The following is a 22,220-nucleotide window of genomic DNA, read 5'->3' as shown; positions in this document are numbered from 1 at the left end:
CCATGAGCGAACGCGAAACCATGGAATACGACGTCATCGTCGTGGGAGCAGGCCCGGCGGGCCTGGCCTTCGCCATTCGCCTGAAGCAGGTCCAGCCGGAAACGACGGTCTGCGTGATCGAGAAGGCGTCGACCATCGGCGCACAGATTCTGTCCGGCGCGGTCATCGAACCGGAACCGCTGAACGCCCTGCTCCCCGACTGGGGCAAGCATCCGCCGCCGGTGTGCGTGCCGGTGAAGAACGACGAATTCTGGATGCTGCGCGACCATGCCTCGGCCACGAAGCTGCCGACGCCGCCGCAGATGCACAACCACGGCAACTTCATCGTCAGCCTGGGCGCACTGTGCGCATGGCTCGCACCCCAGGCCGAGGCGCTGGGCGTCGACGTGTTCCCCGGCTACGCCGCCGCCGAGCCGCTGTTCGACGACGCGGGCGCGGTCGCCGGCGTACGCATCGGCGACATGGGCGTCGCGCGCGACGGCACCCACAAGCCCGGCTACACCGAGGGCATCGATATCCGCGCGAAAGTGACCGTGCTGGCCGAAGGCTGCCGCGGACACATCAGCAAACAGCTCATCGCGAAATTCAACCTCGACAAAGACAGCGACCCACAGACCTATGGCATCGGCATCAAGGAACTGTGGCAACTGCCCCCGGGCCGCGCGGAAGCCGGCAAGGTCGTGCACACGCTGGGCTGGCCGCTCTCGTCGGACACCTACGGCGGCAGCTTCATCTACCACCTGGATAACGACCGTGTGGCCATCGGTTTCGTCGCCGGCCTCGATTATCCCGATCCGAACTTCTCGCCGTTCGAAGCATTCCAGCAGTTGAAGCACCACCCGAAGATCAGGGAACTGCTGGACGGCGGCACCATCGTCTCCGCCGGCGCACGAGCGATCGTCGAAGGCGGGTACCAGTCGCTACCCAGGGTCGACATGCCCGGTGCGATGCTGATCGGCGATTCGGCCGGGCTGCTGAACGTGCCGAAGATCAAGGGCACGCACCAGGCCATCCGTTCCGGCATGCTCGCGGCGGAACACTTCGCCGCAACGGGCACATCGGCCGGCTGGGATGCAAAACTACGCGACTCCGCCGTCATGGCGGAACTGAAGAAAGTCCGCAACATCCGCCCCGGCTTCAACAAGGGTCTGTGGGTAGGCCTGATCAACGGTGCATGGGAAACCGTCACGGGCGGCATGTCGCCGTGGACGCTGAAGAACCACGCCGACTGGTCGTCGCTGAAGAAACTCGGCGATTACGAAGTGCCCAAGCGCGACTACGTCGATCGCACGCTCGCCCCGCGCGACCGTCTCGCCAGCGTGTATTTCGCGGCGACGGAGCATGACGAGGATCAGCCGATCCATCTGAAAGTCGCCGATACGAACATCTGTATCGAGAAGTGCACCGTGGAATACGGCAATCCGTGCCAGCGTTTCTGCCCGGCCGGTGTTTATGAAATCGTGGACGATGAGGCCGGCAAACGTCTGCAGATCAACGCGGCGAACTGCGTGCACTGCAAGACCTGCGATATCAAGGACCCGTATCAGATCATTACCTGGGTCACGCCTGAGGGCGGGTCCGGGCCTAATTATCAGAATCTGTAACCGGACCAGCGCCCTGTCTTCCAAACTTATCTGGCGACTACGACGGCTCCGCTACATCGCGAGCCGCCTGAAGGGCAGCATCGCGCTGCGTGGATGGCGCGGCACGCTTGTGCGGGTTTCGCACGAGTTCGTGTCACGTCCGGACATGGACGTGACGCTACCGCTCTTTCCTATAGATGTGCCTTTCGCACCCTTCCACATCGCGACATCGCAGGCACCTCGCGTGTCTATCATCATCCCGATCTATGGCAAGTTGGCCTATACGCTCGCTTGCCTACGATCCCTTGCCGCACGACCCTCTCAAGCCAGCATTGAAGTTATCGTCGTCGACGACGCTTCGCCAGACGACAGCATGGATGTACTCGCAAGGATTGGCGGCCTTCGCCTGATTCGCAACGAGCGCAATCTCGGCTTCGTCGGCACCTGCAATGCGGGCGCCGCTGCGGCATGTGGCGAGTATCTGCTTTTTCTCAATAATGATACGCAGGTGACGGAGGGCTGGCTCGATGCCCTGCTGCGTTGCTTCGAGGAGCGCCCCGACTGCGGCATCGCGGGCAGTCGTCTTGTCTATCCGGACGGTCGTCTCCAGGAGGCCGGAGGCTTGGTTTTCTCCGATGCAAGCTGCTGGAACATCGGTCGTTTCGAGCCTCGCGATCTCCCCGAATGGCGCGTACGACGCCGCACGGATTACGTCTCGGGCGCGGCACTCATGATTCCTCGCGCCCTTTTCGACGACGTGGGTGGATTCGATCCACGCTACGCACCGGCATACTACGAAGACACCGATCTTGCATTCGCGGTTCGTGCAGCAGGTCGCTCCGTCTACGTGGAACCGTCGAGCGTCGTGATTCATTGCGAAGGCATCAGCGCTGGAACCGACACCACCAGTGGCATGAAGCGATTCCAGCCGATAAACCAGATAAAATTTGCCGATAAGTGGCACGATACGCTCGCGCAGCAACCGGCGCCTGGTACGTCGCTGGCCGATATCCGCCGCCGCGACTCACTCGGCCGCATACTGGTCGTCGACAGCATGACTCCCGATGCAACCCGAGACTCGGGTTCGCTGCGGTTGATCGAGATATTGACGATCCTTGTCGGCGACGGCTGGAGTGTCTCATTCGCTCCGGACGACGGACGCGCCAGCGAAACGGAAGTCGATGTTCTCGGAAATCTGGGTGTCGAGGTCTTACGACGACCATGGGCTACGAATATTCCCGATTGGTTACTCGCGCACGGTCGCGAACTGCACGCGGCAATACTTTCCCGGCATACGGTCGCCGGACAGTACGTCGATACCGTGCGCAAACATGCACCCCAGGCAGTCGTCATTTTCGATACGGTCGACCTGCACTTCCTGCGCGAACGGCGAGCAGCCGAGATTGCGGGCAATGCAACCATGGCGAAACAGGCAGATGCGTCGCAACGGAGCGAGCTTGCTCTGATCGAAAAGTGCGATGTCACATTCGTCGTCAGTCCGTACGAGCGAGACCTGTTGGCCACCATGGCGCCGAATGCAAAAGTCGACTTGCTCTCGAATATTCATGCCATTCACGGTAGGCAGCAAGGGCATGAGGGACGCCACGACCTGATCTTCGTCGGCGGCCTCGGCCACCCACCCAACGTCGACGCCATACGCTGGCTGGCATCCGAAATCGTCCCGAGGCTACGCGAGGCATTTCCCCGTACTGTGGTTCACGTTCTTGGCGACGCTGACGATGCCACACGGCGCGAACTGGGACGAGATGGACTGGTGCTGCATGGTCGCGTCCGCGATCTGACGCCATGGATGGAAAGCGCCATCGCATCGCTTGCGCCGCTCCGGTTCGGTGCAGGCGTCAAAGGGAAGATCAACATGGCAATGAGCTATGGGCTACCCGTTATTGCAACATCACTTGCCGCGGAAGGCATGCAGCTTAAGGACGGCGAAGATGTGCTGATCGCCGATGATCCGGATGCTTTCGTGGCTGCAGTGGGCCTGTTACTGCGAAACGCCGGGAATTGGCTGCGCATATCGGATGCTTCCCTGGCACACGTTCAGCGCCATTTTTCGCGAGACGCCGCCATGCACGCGCTTCGCGATGCACTCGGAACAACCACAAATACTTGAACTTCAATCAGTTACATGGCCGCCGAACGGGCCTGATAACTCACTCATTCGACGCTACAATGGCAGGCCTTGTATTGAGCTCGGCTGCCTTATGGGCACCAGCGCCTATTGAACCGAAGGGACACGTTAATGAAGATTCTGGTCGGCTATAAGCGCGTCGTTGATTACAACGTACGCATCCAGGTAAAACCCGACGGCACTGGCGTCGTCACCGAGGGCGTGAAGCTCTCCGCCAACCCCTTCGACGATATCGCCCTGGAAGAGGCCCTGCGACTGCGCGAGAAAGGCGTTGCCGAGGAGGTCGTGATCGTCGGTATCGGCCCGGCCGACCTGACAGCCCATCTGCGCAACGGCCTGGCCATGGGGGCAAACCGCGCCATCCACGTCCAGACCGCCGATGCCGTCCAGCCCTTGACCGCCGCCCGCACCTTCCTCAAGCTGATCGAGAAGGAGCAGCCGGGTCTGGTTATCCTCGGCAAGCAGGCCATCGACGACGATGCCAACCAGACCGGCCAGATGCTGGCCGCGCTCTGGGACCGCCCCCAGGCAACGTTCGCCGGCGAGGTCAAGATCGCCGACGGCAAGGCCACGGTCACGCGCGAAGTGGACGCCGGCCTGGAAGTCATCGAAGCCGAGTTGCCTGCCGTAATCACGACCGACCTGCGCCTCAACGAGCCGCGCTTCATCAAGTTGCCGGACATCATGAAGGCTAAGACCAAGCCCATCGACGTCATCGAGCTGGGCTCGCTGGGTGTCGACGCCGTCGACCACGTAAAGATCACCCACTATGCTGCGCCGCCCAAGCGCAGCAAGGGCGTGATGGTCAAGGATGCCGCCGAACTGGTCGCCGCCCTCAAATCGAAGGGCCTGCTGTAAAGCAGCCGCACGGGAGAACATGATGAGCAAGATCCTCGTTATCGCAGAACATCTGGGCGGCAAGCTCAACGGCTCCACCGCGCGCGCCGTCAGCGCCGCGCAGGCCGTCAAGCCCGACTCCATCGACATTATCGTGCTGGCCGACGCGCCGGATGCCATCGCCGCCGAAGCCGCGAAAATCGACGGCGTCAGCAAAGTGCTGACCGTCGCCCGCGCCGAGAACGCGCACGCACTGGCGGCCATTTACGCGCCGCAGATCGCAAAGGCCGCCGCCGGTTACACGCACGTATTCGCGCCTTCCACCACGTTCGGCAAGGACCTCGCCCCGCGCGTCGCCGCCCTGCTCGGCGTCTCGCAGGTCAGCGATGTCATGACGGTCGAGGGCAGCCACAGCTTCAAGCGCCCGATTTACGCCGGCAATGCCATCGTTACGGTCGAGGTCGATGCGGGCCAGACCGTCGTCGCGACCATCCGCACGGCTTCCTGGCCTGCAGCTGCCTCGACAGGCTCCGCCCCGATAGAAGCATTGACCGTCGACACCACCCTGCCCACTCACACCCGTTTCGTCGAGCTACGACAGGGCAAGAGCGATCGTCCCGACCTACAGGGCGCGCCAAAGGTTGTCTCCGGTGGCCGCGGTGTCGGCTCGAAGGAAAACTTCGAGATCATCTATAAATTTGCCGACAAGATCGGTGCCGCCGTGGGGGCCTCGCGTGCCGCCGTCGACGCAGGGTACGTCCCGAACGAAATGCAGGTCGGCCAGACCGGCAAGATCATTGCACCGGAGCTTTACATCGCCGTGGGCATTTCGGGCGCCATTCAGCACCTGACGGGCATCAAGGATGCCGGCACGATCGTCGCCATCAACAAGGACGGCGAAGCGCCTATTTTCGAGATTGCCGACATCGGCCTGGTTGGCGATCTGTTCAAGATTCTGCCAGAACTCGAGACAGCCCTGTAACGCGGGAGCTTCGCGTTACGTAACGACGCCAGATCGTGGTTTCACCGATCCGATCTGGCGGATTTCTCCAATGCAGTGAAAGCGCTCCGATACCACGTCGTCGGGCCGCACGTTCGGGCGACTGCGTCAATAAAGGCATACGAGAGCGGCGAATACCTCCAATATTTTGGCTTGCCGCCCCAGCCATGGACAGTAGGCGAATGCCTTATAATGAGGTAAGTTCTCAACCCTACTTCGAGGCGAAGAGGGTCGCGTCGACATATTCGCGACGCCTATTTAGGGATGCTTATGAACCTGGCTGCGACCGATCTGCTCAAGTCCCATCCGGGATACTGTCCATGCTGTCGCTCCGAGACAACGTTTACGATCCACAACGCATGGTTGCGTGATCACTATCTCTGCGACAAATGCGGTTCGATCCCTCGTCAGCGCCATGTAATGAAGATACTCGACAGTTTCTTTCCGGACTGGAGCCAGGGAAGAGTCCACGAGTCCTCGCCTTCCACCGGTCTTATCGGTGCGGTCTGTCCCAAGTATGAATACTCTCAGTACTTCCCGGACGTCGCGACGGGAACGAAAAAACACGGCATTCTCTGCGAGAACATCGAATCCCTGACGATGCCCGACGAGTCGGTGGACATCTTTATTACCCAGGATGTCCTCGAACACGTCTTTCATCCAGACCAGGCCATTCGCGATATCCATCGCGCGTTGAAGCCTGGCGGCGCTCACGTGTTTACGACGCCGAAGCACAGCACGCTTGCGGTCAGCCGTTGCCGCGCAACTATCGACGCGTACGGAGAAGTTAATCACCTTCTCGATCCCGAATACCATGGCAATCCCATAGGCGATGGAAAAACACTTGTTACCTGGGACTTCGGCCTGGATTTCGAATTATTGCTCAGCGAGTGGTCGGGCGGCCCCGTGGCCACCTACCACACGAAAGACACTAAACGCGGCATAGACGCCGCTTTCAACGAAGTGTTCGTTATCCGGAAACCTTAAGCAGGGGCCGACACGGGGTGGCCAGCCAGGCATCTCAGGACGATGGGAACCATTCCGAGGTAGACTCCGTGCCGGGCCACAGCAGGCCCCATCTCCTGCCAGCCGCCGCGCTACTTATGACCAATGCCGAGCGCTCCATCCGGCGAACGAGTGACGCAAGCCAGCAAGGTATCGTAGCCGAGAATCTCCTGCCCCTATCCCAGCCCCAGCGACTTTGATGAGCATAGTGAAACAGGGCGCCAGCTATGGCGTTATAGGACTCGTCCAGGTCGGCGTCGACTGGCTTTCCTTCGTGGCGCTGACCCAACTTGGTATCCCGACTGGCCCGGCAAACGTCACAGGCAGAATTGTTGGGGCCCTTCTTGGGTTCTGGCTCAATGGCAGGTTCACTTTTGCCGGCGTCGAACGTCTTAGATTGACACCTCGGCACTTTGCCAAGTTTGCCGCCTCATGGGCACTCACAACGGCGGCGAGTACGGCAATCGTCATGGGTGCGGCACACCTCGAAGGCCTCCATGCGGCGTGGCTCGTCAAACCGATCGGCGACATCGCCCTGGCTGCATTCGGTTTCGCCGTTTCCAAATTCTGGATCTATCGATGACTGAACAAATGATACCGCCCCTTGCGTCCGAGCCCGCACTCGCAACGGTTAACGAGACCGAAGACCGTATCGCCGTCGTCATTCCGAGCTACAAAGTAAAGGCGCACCTGGCCGAAGTCATCGCATCGATGCCGCCCCATATCTGGCGCATCTACGTCATAGACGACAAATGCCCCGAGCAGAGCGGTATGCACATCGAGGCGACCTGCCGCGACCCGCGCGTCCGCGTCATCTACCATCAGGTGAATCAGGGCGTAGGCGGTGCGGTCATGACCGGATACAAAACCGCCATCGCCGATGGCGCGCGGATCATGGTGAAAGTCGATGGCGATGGTCAGATGGACCCCGCGCTTATCGACGATTTCGTCGCACCTATTCTGGATGGCGAAGCGGACTACACGAAGGGCAACCGGTTCTACGACCTCGAAAAGCTCGGCGCGATGCCCAGGATGCGAGTCTTCGGAAATGCGGCCCTTTCGCTGCTTTCAAAGTTGTCCACGGGCTATTGGGATCTCTTCGATCCCACGAACGGTTATACCGCTATCCATGCGGATGTCGCCCGACGCCTGCCCTTCGCACGCATCAGCCAGAGATATTTTTTCGAGACGGACATCCTATTCCGTCTCGGGACCTTTCGTGCTGCAGTGGTCGATGTCCCCATGGACGCAAAGTATGGCGACGAAGTCAGCAATCTGAAGATATCGCGCATCCTCGGTGAGTTCCTGGGTAAACACTTGCGCAATACTTTCAAGAGGATCTTCTACAACTACTTCCTTCGCGATATGTCCGTAGCGTCAATCGAACTGGTGGTTGGAACTCTCGTTTCGATCTTTGGTGTGGTGTTCGGTACGTATCACTGGATACACTCGGCAGCCAACAGGATCGAGACTCCGGTGGGTACGGTAATCATCGCCGCACTATCGATCCTCTGCGGCTTTCAGCTTCTTCTTGCATTCTTCGGATACGACATAGCTCACGTTCCGTCACGCGCGATCCACCGCCGCCTCCGACACGTGCCCCTACGACGCCCCTGAGGTATTCGCCGATGTTTACGTTCCGTCATGCCGAAACGACCGACGCCGCATTGCAAAGCTACGTGGAGCTGTTCAGCGCCTGCTTTCCCAAAGCGCATCACCTAAACATCGACTACCTGCGCTGGCTGTACGCTGCCAACCCAGCGGGCAAAGTCATCGGTGTCGACGCCATGGACGGAGATACCCTGGCCGCACACTATGTATGTGTGCCGGCGGATATATGGCTGTTCGGAGTACGTAAGCGCGGCATGCTGTCGCTGAACACCGCAACGCATCCAAACTATCAGGGCAAGGGACTTTTTACCCAGCTCGCCGAAAAAACCTATCTGTACGGCAGCGAGCTTGGCATCGAAGCCGTCTTCGGCGTTGCGAACGCGAACAGTACCCCGGGTTTCATCCGGAAGCTGGGCTTTACGCTGGTATCGCCGCTTGACGCACGCATCGGCGTGGGCCGCCCAAGGTCACTTGACTGGTCGAAGATCCATGACAAGAGCGCATTTCGCCGAGACTGGAATGAGAAAACTCTCATATGGCGAATGAATAGCCCAGCCAACCGGATTTACTCCACGTCAGCGGATAAAACGAACATCAGCCTCTACGCGAAAACGGATCGGCCAGGGATCGTGGTGTGGGGCGAGACCGATGCCCGGCTGCAGGACAGCGTGCTCCGCAAATCGCGCGGCACACCTTCCCCTCTACGGCTATTTCTCGGACTACATCCACCAGGCACGTATAAAAACCGGCTAAGCGGCCCGATCCCTGGCAAGCTTCGACCCGCACCGCTGAATTTCATCTATCGCAATCTTGCGGGCAACGCGACCCTGCCTGACGCGAACCAGATCAGCTTCGACTTCTTCGACTTCGATGCATACTGAGTCAGCCCGGCGCGGCAGACATGTCTTTCTTTTCGCACATCCGGACGACGAGTTCGGATGTTTCGAATCGATCCGGCGAGCGGTATGTCGCGATGAGCCCGTAAGTTGCTTCTACCTCACCGACGGCGGCTACAACGGGCAGCCAATCGAGCCGAGGGTCGCCGAATCGACTCGCGTACTCACCAGTCTCGGCGTCGCCCCCGACGACATTCATTTTGTCGGTATCGAAGCGGCCATCGGCGATGGACATCTACCCGAGCAGATGCCTTTGGCGCTCAAGCACGTGGCGATGGCAACCCAGTGGCCTGAGGGGATTTCCGTTATCTACGTACCCGCATGGGAGGGAGGACATCAAGACCACGATGCAGCTCATCTTGTCGGCGTCGCACTCAGCGAGTCGTTGTCGCAACCTGTGGCTTTATTGCAATTTTCGCTGTACAACGCGTCGCGAATCGGTGGCCCGTTCTTTCGCGTAATGACCGCGCTCAAGGAGAACGGCACACGCCGCCATCAGTTCATCGGCATGACTCTTCGCCTTCGCTATCTACGACTGTGCTTCGAGTATCCTTCACAACGGAAAACATGGATGGCGCTTCTGCCCTTCGTATTCCTGAAGTTAATGGCCGGCGGCCGCTATACCTTGCAGGGGGTAGCGAAAGCGCGGGTGCTCGCCCGCCCTCACGCGGGCCGCTTACTCTACGAGCGCCGGGGCAACTTTACGTTTGAAGCATTACATTCGCTGGGAACCGAGTTCCTTAGTCGCGAGGCAGCTCGGTCGCAAGCGAACGAAAAGGTGTCGTAACCGTCGCGACGGGCGACCGTCGCAAAGCGGAAAGAACATCACGCTAGATTCACCCGTGCTTTTCAAACTCCAGGTCACAAGCGATCATTGGAGAATGCCGGTGCTTGTACGGACGATCGACCAGCTGCTGTCCGCGGCATCCCACGGACCTAGATCGACTTCACTAAGGAGTGTTGTCGTGAGTCGCAACCCAGCACCGCTATGCGGTGCACTCGCAATACTTGTATCGTCAGTACTCGCCATACTGATTTGCACTACCGTTCGACCCGCGATCAACGACACACCACACTGGTGGAAGGGCAATCTGCACAGCCATTCGCTATGGAGCGATGGCGATGAATTCCCTGAATTCGTTGCCGAGTGGTACAGGGATCATGGCTATAACTTTCTTGCAATCTCTGACCATGATCGTCTCCAACAGGGGGCGCTATGGATACCCACGGACGAGATCGCTTCGAAAACCGATACCGTGTCGATCCTGGCGAACTACCTCCACCGCTTTAGCGACGCAGAGGATGTTACGCGTGGGGTAGGCTTCGACGGAAATCCCCTCGAAGTACGAATTCGCCCGTTGCCGGAATACCGACACTCAATCGAGATTGCGGGACAATTCCTGCTCATTCCGGCTGAGGAGATCAGCGACGTCGCCGGCGGCGCCCCTCTGCATCTGACTGCGGCGAATCTGCGTACCTCAATTAAATCCGAAACATTTTCGAACGTACCGGATGGCATCGCGACCGTGCTGGAGGAAATTCGCTCTCAGGGAGAGGGTGCGGGCGCTCCCACCCTCGCCGCAGTGAATCATCCGAATTTCGGTTGGGCCGTGACTGCTGAGGACTTGGCACAAATAGATTCGCTACGTTTCATCGAGATCTATAACGCCGTCTATCAGTCTCGTTCGGAGGGTGATGCGAATCATGTCTCGTCCGAAAAACTCTGGGATATCGCCAATACATTGCGTATGGGTCGCGAGCACCTGACACCTATCCTGGGTCTCGCATCAGACGATAGCCATCGTTACCACGACGACACGCCACATAGTCCTGCACCGGGACGTGGGTGGATCATGGTGCGTGCACACACCCTCGATGTCACCTCGTTAATCGAGGCAATGAATCGTGGCGACTTTTACGCCAGTACCGGTGTGACCTTGCTGGACATCCATTTCGACAAGGATGCCGAAACGCTTTCCATCGACATATCGCCGCAGCCAGGTACCACCTATGAAACCCATTTCATCGGAACCGATGCCGGGGAATCGCTTGATGCAGCGCCACGTAGCGTTCCCGACGAAAACGGTGCCTTGCGCCGTACAACGGGGGCGTATTCCGAGCGAATCGGCAGGGACATGGCTGTGGTGTCGGGCAGTCATGCCAGTTACCACCTTACCGGCAAGGAACTCTACGTACGTGCAACGGTGACCGCCGCCTCACCCGGCGAACCGCCCAGGCGCGCATGGACTCAACCCCTCGTACCTATGCGAATTGCAGCAACTCTGCGATCGACGAGCGCCACGTCAAACTGACTGTTCAATGCTTCTCGATCCTTTCGACTCGTATGCGGGCTACCGCTGCACCGAGTCGGCGGGATCCATCCATCTTGACGCCAGCAACCTTGAAGTAAAGGCGATCCGAAGGCTTTGTCGGATCCAGTTCAACGCTGTAGTCGACACCTGCCGCAGTCAGGGTGACATTCTTTACGGAATCACCCATGCCAAGCGATAGCGGACCGGCGGATGGATCGAGTACCCACCCGAAGAAACTGACCCGAACAGGACCTGATACCACGGCCGGTAGCGCAACGTAAGCGTCTTCTCTCGCCGACCAACTACCCCACCCCTCCGGCTCGTTGAATCCATGCAGGGCCGTATGATTACCGCGAGTCGACGTATCGATGAAGAGAGGCTCCCCCTTCCATTCCTGCTTCTCGGGAATATCGGGCCACTGGAAGCGACCATCGAGAAGAATGAGGCGATAGCGGCCGAAACGCAGTTCGGCCGTATCCGGTAAGGCCACACGCGTCGTACCGTCGACAATCAACCAGCTCACACCTGGTGGAAGCGAACTTGGGCTGACTATCGCTTCCGGAACAATGACGACCACGTGCTGCAGCGCGTCGAGAGAAGCCAGCAGGAAGGACGCCGGCCCAAAGCGATCGGTTGTCACGACCACGCCGGATCCATTGGGAACATTACCAAGGAAGGTGCGTATCGCCTTTCCATCCTCGACGATCTCGCGAGTGGAAGCATCCTGCGCTACCAGCCACCTCGACATTTGTACGTGTGCCACGAGCATAGCGCCGACAATGAACACGACATAGAAAATTGCTCTTCGTGCGAACACCGCATAGCCCATCCAGCAAACCAGAGCGAGCCCGCAGGTAACTTTCATGGGCCACGCGAGCACTCCGTCAAACGCCCAACCTCCCCGTATCACGGAGAAGAGACCGAACGCGTCTGGATAATCCCAAGGGAAAATGCGGAAATAGAAACGGCCCCATACGATGAAGGCGGCCAGCGCGAACAAAGCGATAGCGGCAGTCACGATCGCGACGAAGCGTCGCGATGGCCGGAAGGCCGCCCAGATCGAGTAACTCATGACGAAAGGGATGAGTGCAGAGAGATACCTTCCGTGCAGTCTTCCGATCTCGAACGTACTCGTTGCCGACGCAGCATGGGTAAACATTGAAATCATGCTGAACATGGCAACGATCAACAACACCATAAACAACGCGAAGTCCGTCCGCGCGCGCGTACTGTCGTCAATCGCGACAAGGGGCCGATCGGAACGACTCCATTCAGAACGGGCTGTCTTTAGCCACAACCACACCCCGGCGCACAAAGCGACCACGCCCGGAGCGAAGAGAATCACGAATATCCACAGATGACCGGCAAAGTAGCCACCTATGGAACCCAAGCTCTCGATGAGGTACTGAGGATTGAGCAAACGCTTCAGGTAGATACTGTAGAAACTGGCGACGAGTGCCCCCTCGCCCACAGGGTCCAGCAACCGGCGCAGGACTTTGACGGTGATGAGCGTAACGGCTACGTAGAGAATCGGTCGCCACAAACCTGCCCAGAGACGAGCAGGTAACGCACCATCGCTGTACCGGCATCCCATGAGGAAAAGATAGGCTGCCGATGCAAGGAGGATCGCGGCTGCATGCGGCTTGATCATGTAACCGACTGCGCTTATGCATGCACCGAGAAGTACGGCCCTGAGCGAGATTCGCGGACTGGACCTTACCCATGTATATGCCAGGACATAGACGAAGAGCTGAAATTCGACCTCTGGCAACAGAGTGGTTGCGTAGAATGAAAACGGCAGAACGAGATAAACGAGTGCAGCTATGAGCGCCACTCTCCGATCGAACAGGCGGGCAAAGATCGCAAACAGGAGCAACGCACTGACGCAGAACGTGAGCGAATTCAGTAGCCGTCCCACAGTAGCCGCATTGTTGTCGGAGACCGACGACCACGCGGTATACAGGAATGGGTAAAACTCATTGTCTACCTGCTGCATGTTACGGTCGAAGTTGTACAGCTCGCCTCGTTCGTCCGCGTAATGCGCAGTCTGAAAGTACGCATACTCGTCGCTACCCATCACCGGCGAGCCGACCGATGCGACACGCAGAGTCATCGTGGCGAAAGCAATGAAAATGCCTATAACGAGGAGTGCCGGAAAAAAGGCGACTCGTGCCGCCCAACTGTGCTTGTCGAATATACGCATCCGTTTTCTTTTCCTGCGTGGCCGCTTCAGGCGGCCGGCTTTTGTGAGCCGATTTGAATCGACCGTCCGTTGTCGCAGATCACGTCGGTGTGGCCGCGCTTGTAATGAATCATCAACTGATACTGCCCCCGCCGAAGGCCCGCCGTGTTCACGTAAGCGACAAAACCGCTTCGCAACATGGCCTGGTGTCCACCAAGATAGCCGACAACATCAGGGCGCTCCAAGAGTGGATAGATGCGTTGCTCCCACACAGCGCCTGTTAACGTGGAACGTAATATCAGGCCTATCTGGGTCGGCACCCGGCCGGCAACCTCGTCGACCACCCACCCATGGACCGAAAACGACCGTGCGGCGACTACCTGAGGCCTGGCATCCTGAATCAAAACGTCGTCGATATACTGAATGCTGCACTTGTCGGATAAGCGCACGTTGCCGGTATTCCCGAAGAAGCGCTCAAGACCGCTGGAACGCCCCGCTGGGGGGAGCGAACTCATGCCCCGTGCCGCCCCTGTTCCGTAGGCAACCTCTACGACGAACGAACTGAACACAGCAGCGCCCAGAAAACGCCGTAGCAGTGTAGACACGTTAGCTTCCTAAGCGGATGCCCATTGCAGCTGGATCATTGCCGGTGAGACTGTTCGGCCAATGGCGACGAGCCGGTGCATTATCAGCGATGAATCGGCTCCGATACCAGCAAGATCGTGCGCCGCGACGCAAATCTGCACGAATATCGCCGATCGATGACGTCCGCTGCTTAACTGGCCCTTAGCCCCTGAGTCCCAGGCGTGCAATCAGCACCTGCCGGTCGGTATCATGAAGGGTCGCCCATTCCGCAGCGAAGCCAGACGACCGAGCTGGAGCGCAGGTTCCAAGGTAGCTACGTGACCAAAACACCTCTTTCTCCATCCCTCGCACGGCATCGTGCTGGCCCCGTGGCGATGGTCTCGCTCGCATGGCGCAACCGCGCCCTGATTCGCTCACTGATTCGCCGCGATATCGCCAGCCGATATAGAGGATCCGCCCTTGGCATGGTCTGGGCGGTACTGAATCCCCTACTCATGCTTGCGATATATACCTTTGTTTTTAGTCAAGTTTTTCGCATGCGCTGGGGTGGAACCAATACCGATCCCGCCGACTTCGCCCTCATGCTGTTCGCTGGCATGCTGGTGTTCAATTTCTTCTCCGAGAGCGTGACCCGGGCACCTGCACTCATCACCTCCGCACCCAATCTCGTAAAGAAAATCGTATTTCCTCTCGAGGCCCAAAGCATCGTCGTCGTGGGCTCCGGACTGTTCCAGAGCGCGATCAGCTTCATCGTACTCCTGGCCGCCTTCGTGGTCATGAAAGGGTTGCCACCGCCCACCCTGGTCCTTATTCCCTTTGTCTTCCTTCCCTTGTGTCTGATGGTGCTGGGAATGGTCTGGTTCCTTTCAGCCCTCGGGGTCTATCTACGCGATATCGGTCAACTCGTCGGGCATCTGGTGATGATGACGATGTTCCTGTCACCGCTGTTCTATCCGGTGACCGCGATCCCCGAGAGTTTCCGACGTCTTTTTTATCTCAATCCACTCACTTTCCTTATGGGCGAGTCGCGCAAAGTTCTGATCCTGGGCCAACAGCCCGACTGGCTCACGCTGCTCTGCTTCACGGCGGGTGCTTTTGTTTTCGCAAACGCTGGCTTCTGGTGGTTCCAGCGCACGCGCAAGGGGTTCGCCGATGTCCTCTGAGATCGCCATCCGCGTCAGCAACGTCAGCAAGTGTTACAACATCTACGAAAGTCCGATGCACCGTCTGGTGCAGTCGTTCTATCCACGCGTCGCCAGCATCGCCGGTGGCGTCGGTGCGAGGCGTTTGGCCGGGCAACTGCGCGAACGACGGAACTACAAGGAATTCTGGGCACTTAATGGTATCGACTTCGAAGTTCGCCGCGGGGAGACCGTCGGCATAGTCGGTCGCAACGGCTCGGGCAAATCGACCCTGCTCCAGATGATCGCCGGCACGCTTGAGCCAACTGCCGGTGAGATTTCCGTCGCCGGTCGAATCGCCGCTTTGCTCGAACTCGGCTCCGGTTTCAATCCCGAATTCACAGGCATGGAAAATATCCGGCTCAACGCTGCCGTTCTCGGCCTCAGCGCGGCGGAAATCGATCAGCGGATGGATGCGATCCTCGGGTTCGCAGACATAGGCGACTTCGTCAACCGTCCAGTCAAGACGTACTCCAGCGGCATGGTCGTTCGACTTGCTTTCGCCGTGCAGGCGCAGGTCGAGCCCGACGTCCTTATCGTCGACGAAGCACTTTCGGTGGGTGATGCAAAATTCCAATCGAAATGTTTCGCCCGACTCGACTCGCTAAAGGAGTCGGGCACGTCCATTCTTTTCGTTTCGCATTCCACCGAACAAATAGTCACGCACTGCGATCGGGCCATTCTCCTCCACGATGGATTTCTCAAGCAGGACGGACGCCCGAAAGACGTGGTACACACGTATCTGGACCTACTCTTCGGCAAATCGCGCGACGCCACGCCTCGCGCGGCCGCGGAGCGGCTACCTTCCGATTTGTCCCAGCAAGGTGCATCCGACGAACTTCTGGGCGGCAAATTCGAGCTGCGCCCCAATTACAATCCGTACGAGTACCGTTGGGGAGATCGCGTCGCTGAGATTGTCGATTTCCGTCTCATGACGCTTGATGGTGAAGAACCCTCCACCGTCGAGTCCGGCACGCCGATGCGCCTGTCGCTGCTCGTCTCGTTCCACCAGGACATCGCCCGTCCAATCTTCGGCCTTACGGTCAAGACCAAGGATGGCATCACCGTCTTCGGTACCAATTCCGAGCTTGCGGACATAGCTTTCGCACCCTCGCTTGGTCGGACGGGAAATCATGTAAGACTCGCGTTCGACATCGAATGTCGCCTGGGGCCTGGCGACTATTTCATATCCGTAGGCGTGGCGAGTCACAACGGCGAAGAAGTAGTTCCGCATGATCGACGCTACGATTCGATTCACCTGAACATAAATGGCAAAGGTTTCTTTGGACTAGCCATGCTTGATGTCCGAATGGACGCAAAGGAGTTGTCTCTGTGACTGCATATGCCGCCTACGCTCAGCAGGTTCTGGATCGTGCCGGTTACTCGCCAGACCCCACCCACCAGGTCTGGGTGAGAAACAGCAGTGCCTCGCCGGCCTTCGGCTATTCCGATGGCGACGAAGTGGAGCAGCGAATCGCACGCGCGATTTCGGGAAGCTCGGACGTCTCTGTTTTCTCCGAAGAGCTCGAGAAGCACCAGACCGACTGGCCGTCCATCTACCATCTCAGTGCGGTCCGATCCAATTTACTACGTTCGCTTACCGACATGTTCGCCGGAGCCCGGGTTCTGGAGATTGGCGCAGGTTGTGGAGCAATTACGCGATTCATAGGCGAGGCCGGTGCAGATGTCGTCGCACTAGAGGGAAGCGCACGCAGGGCATCGATCGCAGCGGCTCGCTGCCGCGATCTTGAGCGCGTGGCTGTAATCAACGAAAGCCTCGATGCGTTTGCCACCACCGATCGCTTCGATATTGTCACACTCATCGGTGTACTCGAGTATTCGCGCGTATACACGCCTGGTGCCGATCCCATCCATGAAACTCTTAGTAAAGCACGCGATCTGCTCACGGAAAACGGCGTTCTGATCGTCGCCATAGAGAACCAGCTTGGCCTGAAGTACTTCGCAGGTATCCCGGAGGATCATCTGGGCCGCTCCATGGCCGGCATCCAGGACGAATACAACGAACGCTCCGTCGTAACATTCGGAAAAAGGGAACTCGAGGAACGCATTCACGCTGCCGGCTTCGCGCGAACGGAATTCGCGCTACCTCTTCCCGACTATAAACTTCCGCACAGCGTGGTCCTTCCAGCCGCCGAGAACGAGCGTACCTTCGACGCCGCATCGCTTGCCGGACAAGCCTCGCGCTCGGACAAGCAAATCAAGTACACGCCTTTATTTTCGCTCAATCGCGCGTTCGGGGTGATAGGACGAAATGGCCTCCTGTACGACATGGCCAATTCTTTTCTCGTACTCGCCGGCCGCTCGGAGCATTCAGCCTCATTCGCAACAGTGGCACCGGGCGTTCTCGCGGAACAGTATTCTGTCGAACGTGCCGCCCCTTTCAAGAAAGCCGCAAAATTCATGCTGCGCGGCGGTCTCGTCGAGGTCGAGAGGTTTCGACTCTGCCCCGACGCGGTATCCAACTCCAGACTCCTGCAGCAGCACATAACTGATGAGCCCTATCTCTCCGGCCTGCGATGGAGCGAACAGCTTGAACGCATCATCACCCGCCCGGGCTGGACACTTGCAGAAGTGGGGGCATGGCTCGATACATGGGCGGCGGCGCTGATACCATTCATCGAAGGCATAGATTCCACTGACGACCTACGAATGGATACGCCACTCCCGGCGGGGTTGCTTGACGCGGTCCCTGGCAATCTTATCGTGCACGAAGGCGGCAAGGCACGCTTCTTCGATCTTGAATGGGGTTTCGTGTCGCCGATAACCTTCGGCTACCTGACGTTTCGTGCGATCAAGCTCACGCTTGGCGGGATGCTTGGGGTCGCTCTCCCGGCGGAACCTCGCTTGCTTCACGTGGCAACGCTTCTGTCCGCGCTTCTGCGCCATCGGGGGCTGGTATTGACCACCGTTCTGGTTCACAGCTATCTGGACACGGAAACCGCTCTGCTTGCCGAGGTACGGCAAGACCTGGGGCCCTCACTTTCGATCGACGACTACCAACGCGACACGCTGACTCTATTACCGCAAGTCGAAAGAGTACTCGCGGGTCATGCCGAAGAATCGGCCCGATTCGTTGGCGCCGTAGCTGATGCGGAAACGGCACTTGCCGATGCGAACGAACGGTTCGCCGAAGCGCAGCGGACGCTGCATCTCGAACTAGAACGCGCCCGTAAAGAAGAGGCGGCGAATCATGGTGTATCCGTGGATTCTGTTGCAGCCTATGACTTGTGGGATGCCGAGCGTGCCCGGGTGACAGCGTTGTTGACTCAAGACCGTGACGAAATCAACCGTCTCATCGAAGAAAACTTCGCCATGCAACAGCATGTGCGCGAACGCGACGTTGAGTTGCAACGCGTCCTGCATTCACGCAGCTGGAAACTCACGGCGCCCATGCGTATTGCCGCGTGGGTAGCGCGAGGTGTGCGTGGCAGGACACGGCGAGTACTCGCATCCTCCGCAAGATCTATATACAAGGCCATGCCTCTTTCGGCTGCGGAAAAAAGAACAATGAAGGGGATGATCTTCAAGATCGGGGCCCCCGTTCTTAGTCGTACTGGTGCTTACCAGCGCTGGCGCGCCTACGAAGGCACTCATGGCCCATCGGTAAGCTCACGCCCGGGCAAAGGAAAGCCCTTGTCTATTTATGCCGAGGGAAATCAACCCGCTGAAAATGTTCTTTGGCAAGCAGACGGTGTGCGCGAGTGGGCCGACTACGACGGCGTCAAGCAGCGCATAAGAACCGAAATTGCAGGTCGTCGCGAAACGAGGAAACCGAAGCCTGAAAAGCTGCTTGACTTCAGCGGCATGAGCGCGCGCGATGCCGCAGCCAAGGTCCGCCTTCCCGCGTTGCCCACAAAACCGGCGGTAACGATCCTGGTTCCTGTTTACAATCAGTTGATCACGACGCTTGAGTGCCTCGCATCCATCGCGCAAACGCAATCGAGGTTCACCTCGTTCGAAGTTTTGGTAGCCAACGACGCATCGACGGACGAAACGGCTGAAATTCTGAGCGGGATTCCGAACCTTCGCGTGGTGACCCAGCCTGAGAATCTGGGGTTCCTGCGCAATTGCAACGGTGCCGCGGCCGAGGCCAGAGGCACATACCTGCTCTTGCTCAACAATGACGTCCAGGTCACGGAAGGTTGGCTCGACGCCATGGTGAAGTGCATCGACAACGATGCCTCCGTGGGTGCCGTGGGCCCCCGTATCATCTATCCGAGCGGCTGGCTGCAGGAGGCAGGGACGCGCATTCATCGTGACGGCAGCGCCGAGCTGGTCGGATTGAACGATCAGCCCGATCTGCCTCGCTACTCCTATACACGCGACGTCGACTATTGCAGCGGCGCGTGTCTTCTCGTCAGGCGAGAAGACTTCAATCGTCTTGGTGGTTTCGATCTTGCCTACGTTCCCGCGTATTGCGAGGATTCGGATCTATGCATGCGCCTGCGTGCTGAAGATCGCCGCATTGTGTACTGCGCCGAAGCGACCGTCGTTCATCATCTCAGCCGAACGTCCGATACTCTGCCGAGCGACTATAAACTGAGCTGCATTGCGCGCAATCTGGATACGTTCTCGTCCCGCTGGCGCGAAGATCTGGATCGAATGGATAGTGTGCGCACAATCGCATTCTATCTTCCCCAGTTTCACCCCATCGCCGAGAACGACGTCTGGTGGGGCCCCGGCTTCACCGAATGGACCAACGTCACCAAGGCTCGGCCCAACTTCGTGGGCCATTACCAGCCGCGCCTTCCGGCAGACCTCGGTTATTACGATCTCCGCGTTGCCGAGGTAATGGAAAGGCAGGCTGAACTCGCACGTCGCTACGGCATTGGCGGATTCTGTTTTTACTATTACTGGTTCGCGGGTCATCGCCTTCTTGAGCGCCCTATCGAACAGATGCTCGAATCGGGGAAACCCGATTTTCCGTTTTGCCTCTGCTGGGCGAACGAGAACTGGACTCGTCGATGGGATGGCCAGGAGAACGAGGTTCTCATGGCACAGAAGCATTCCGACGATGACGATCTCGCCGTCATTCGCGATCTGATGCGTTACTTCCGCAGTCCGAACTACATTCGGATCGACGGAAAGCCGCTGATCCTGATTTACCGGATCGCGCTATTCCCGAATTTTGCGCGGACCGCCCGAATCTGGCGCGACGTATGTCGCGAGGAAGGTATCGGAGAAATCTACATTGCACAGGTGGAGTCGTTCGAACTGGCTGCATCGGGCGTCAATCCTTCCGACATGGGCTGTGACGCCGCGGTGGAATTTCCGCCACAAGGCATGGCCAAGCCTATCGTCGTCGATTCGCCATCGCTGAACCCGGATTTTCAGGGTGCCGTCGCCGACTACCGCGATATCGCCGTAACCTACGCCAGTCGCGACCTGCCGGCATACAAGCGGTTCATGGGAGTCATGCCCGGCTGGGATAACACGGCACGCCGCCAGAACAATAGCTATACCTTCCAGTCGTCCACCCCGGGTGCTTTCCAGGCGTGGCTGGAGGAGGCCGTAGACCGTACGAAAGAACAGTTCAGCGGCGATGAACGACTCGTCTTCATCAATGCGTGGAACGAATGGGCGGAAGGCGCATATCTCGAGCCAGATCGTCGCTTTGGACATACTTTCCTCGAAGCGCATGCAAATGCGCTAGACGCCGATTATCTCGTACGCGCCAACAAGTACTCGCTCGGATGAAGACCGCGATGACATACGACACCGTCCTGGTAGGACACCCCTACGCCCCGATCGGTTGCGGCGAAAGTCTGCGATGCTCTTATCGCGCGCTTCGCTCCGTCGCGGTACGCCCAGGCTTGCTCGACGTCTTTGAGTCGAACCCCCCGGAGGCAGACGCACAGCGCGAATTCGGGGCGGCGATTACCCGTAAGCTTGGGCGAATCAATGTCTTTCATTTGAATGCGAACGAGGTGACGACCTCTCTCGCGACCCTGAACTCGAATGCATTCGACGCGGCTTACAACATCATTTATCCGAACTGGGAACTCTCCCACTTTCCGGACGAATGGGTTCCGCATATCGATCGCTTCGACGAGGTCTGGGCACCCTCCAAGTTCATAGCCGATGCACTCGAAGGGCGCGTACGCCCTCCCCTGCATCACCTGCCTGTTAGTTGCGAAGTCGATTTAAGCTCACTGTTGTCGCGGCGATACTTTGGGATCCCGGAAAGTTCGTACGCCTTCATGTTCTTCTTCGACTTCCGCTCGTACGCGACTCGGAAGAACCCGCAAGCCGTCATTCGCGCATTTCAGCGGTTACTGGAAGAACGACCTGCCGCCGATTGCTGCCTCATCGTAAAGGTCAACGGTAGCGATCGCGACCCTGAGGCGCTGAAGCGTCTCCAGCAAGAGATTCGTCCTTATCACGGACGCATCGTCCTCATTGATCGGACGGTGACCGATAACGAAGTGAAGAATCTGATCCGCTGCTGCGACTGCTTTGTATCGTTGCATCGATCCGAAGGTTTCGGGCGCGGCCTCGCCGAAGCGATGTATCTCGAGAAACCGCTGATTGCCACCGGATATTCCGGCAACCTCGATTTCATGGACGACAAATCGGCGCTGCTTGTCGATTACAAGCTCGTACCCGTACAGGCAGGAGAGTACCCACACCACGAAGGACAGGTATGGGCTGACGCCGACGCGGAACACGCCGCAAAGTACATGCTACGACTCGTCGATGACCACAGCTTCGGCCGTAAGCTGGGGCGACGGGCGGGCCAGATGGTCCGCGAGAAGGTTGGCTATCGTCGCGTCGGCATGAGTTATCGCAATCGCATCGCCGAAATTTCACGCGAACTTGCCTGATTCAAATAGTGACGCGAAAAAAACAAAGGCCCCA

The 22,220-nt window shown here is 58.5% G+C and carries 16 protein-coding genes; 14 read left to right on the top strand and 2 right to left on the bottom strand.

What is annotated here, in order from left to right; genetic code table 11:
• The first annotated feature begins 2 nt into the window (after positions 1 to 2).
• From AC3IR3_RS04200 to AC3IR3_RS04155, 10 genes are all read left to right on the top strand, one after another.
• The gene (locus AC3IR3_RS04200; RefSeq protein WP_489195764.1) at positions 3 to 1,604 is read left to right on the top strand and encodes an electron transfer flavoprotein-ubiquinone oxidoreductase; all 1,602 of its coding nucleotides are present in this window, start codon (positions 3 to 5) and stop codon (positions 1,602 to 1,604) included.
• Between the two features lie 223 nt (positions 1,605 to 1,827).
• Positions 1,828 to 3,714, top strand: coding sequence for a glycosyltransferase (locus tag AC3IR3_RS04195; protein ID WP_489195763.1), 1,887 nt, complete (start codon positions 1,828 to 1,830; stop codon positions 3,712 to 3,714).
• 129 nt (positions 3,715 to 3,843) lie between these two features.
• On the top strand, positions 3,844 to 4,590 hold the full coding sequence (locus AC3IR3_RS04190; protein WP_489195762.1) for an electron transfer flavoprotein subunit beta/FixA family protein: 747 nt from the start codon (positions 3,844 to 3,846) through the stop codon (positions 4,588 to 4,590).
• A 22-nt stretch (positions 4,591 to 4,612) separates the two neighbouring features.
• On the top strand, positions 4,613 to 5,551 hold the full coding sequence (locus AC3IR3_RS04185) for an electron transfer flavoprotein subunit alpha/FixB family protein (protein ID WP_489195761.1): 939 nt from the start codon (positions 4,613 to 4,615) through the stop codon (positions 5,549 to 5,551).
• Positions 5,552 to 5,839: 288 nt separating this feature from the next.
• Entirely contained in the window at positions 5,840 to 6,556 is a 717-nt protein-coding gene (locus AC3IR3_RS04180; protein WP_489195760.1) for a methyltransferase domain-containing protein, read from the top strand.
• 217 nt (positions 6,557 to 6,773) lie between these two features.
• Positions 6,774 to 7,157: a GtrA family protein gene (locus AC3IR3_RS04175; RefSeq protein ID WP_489195759.1), complete on the top strand. Its 384-nt coding sequence runs from the start codon at positions 6,774 to 6,776 to the stop codon at positions 7,155 to 7,157.
• Complete coding sequence (locus AC3IR3_RS04170; protein ID WP_489195758.1) at positions 7,079 to 8,191, top strand: glycosyltransferase family 2 protein; 1,113 nt, start codon at positions 7,079 to 7,081, stop codon at positions 8,189 to 8,191. The genes AC3IR3_RS04175 and AC3IR3_RS04170 overlap by 79 nt, the downstream gene beginning before the upstream one ends.
• An 11-nt stretch (positions 8,192 to 8,202) precedes the next feature.
• On the top strand, positions 8,203 to 9,066 hold the full coding sequence (locus AC3IR3_RS04165) for a GNAT family N-acetyltransferase (protein WP_489195757.1): 864 nt from the start codon (positions 8,203 to 8,205) through the stop codon (positions 9,064 to 9,066).
• Positions 9,056 to 9,868: a PIG-L deacetylase family protein gene (locus AC3IR3_RS04160; protein ID WP_489195756.1), complete on the top strand. Its 813-nt coding sequence runs from the start codon at positions 9,056 to 9,058 to the stop codon at positions 9,866 to 9,868. Before AC3IR3_RS04165 ends, AC3IR3_RS04160 begins: the two co-directional genes overlap by 11 nt.
• Positions 9,869 to 10,046: 178 nt before the next feature.
• On the top strand, positions 10,047 to 11,393 hold the full coding sequence (locus AC3IR3_RS04155) for a CehA/McbA family metallohydrolase domain-containing protein (RefSeq protein ID WP_489195755.1): 1,347 nt from the start codon (positions 10,047 to 10,049) through the stop codon (positions 11,391 to 11,393).
• 4 nt (positions 11,394 to 11,397) lie between these two features.
• Here AC3IR3_RS04155 and AC3IR3_RS04150 read toward each other — a convergent pair whose 3' ends face one another.
• A complete protein-coding gene (locus AC3IR3_RS04150; RefSeq protein WP_489195754.1) occupies positions 11,398 to 13,596 on the bottom strand; it encodes an ArnT family glycosyltransferase in 2,199 nt (732 codons plus the stop codon).
• Between the two features lie 26 nt (positions 13,597 to 13,622).
• Complete coding sequence (locus AC3IR3_RS04145; protein ID WP_489195753.1) at positions 13,623 to 14,180, bottom strand: hypothetical protein; 558 nt, start codon at positions 14,178 to 14,180, stop codon at positions 13,623 to 13,625.
• A gap of 297 nt (positions 14,181 to 14,477) precedes the next feature.
• On the opposite strand from AC3IR3_RS04145, the gene AC3IR3_RS04140 reads away from it, so the two are divergent.
• The 4 genes from AC3IR3_RS04140 to AC3IR3_RS04125 all read left to right on the top strand — a co-directional run bounded on the left by AC3IR3_RS04140 (position 14,478) and on the right by AC3IR3_RS04125 (position 22,186).
• Positions 14,478 to 15,323: an ABC transporter permease gene (locus AC3IR3_RS04140; RefSeq protein ID WP_489195752.1), complete on the top strand. Its 846-nt coding sequence runs from the start codon at positions 14,478 to 14,480 to the stop codon at positions 15,321 to 15,323.
• 55 nt (positions 15,324 to 15,378) lie between these two features.
• Complete coding sequence (locus tag AC3IR3_RS04135; RefSeq protein WP_489195751.1) at positions 15,379 to 16,677, top strand: ABC transporter ATP-binding protein; 1,299 nt, start codon at positions 15,379 to 15,381, stop codon at positions 16,675 to 16,677.
• A complete protein-coding gene (locus tag AC3IR3_RS04130) occupies positions 16,674 to 21,059 on the top strand; it encodes a glycoside hydrolase family 99-like domain-containing protein (RefSeq protein ID WP_489195750.1) in 4,386 nt (1,461 codons plus the stop codon). The genes AC3IR3_RS04135 and AC3IR3_RS04130 overlap by 4 nt, the downstream gene beginning before the upstream one ends.
• A gap of 230 nt (positions 21,060 to 21,289) precedes the next feature.
• On the top strand, positions 21,290 to 22,186 hold the full coding sequence (locus AC3IR3_RS04125) for a glycosyltransferase family 4 protein (protein WP_489195749.1): 897 nt from the start codon (positions 21,290 to 21,292) through the stop codon (positions 22,184 to 22,186).
• Positions 22,187 to 22,220: the final 34 nt, after the last annotated feature.

The organism is Luteibacter sp. GL_149, from assembly GCF_057834065.1.
Note: the sequence above shows the minus strand (reverse complement) of the source record. Positions and strands in the feature narration are given on the sequence as shown.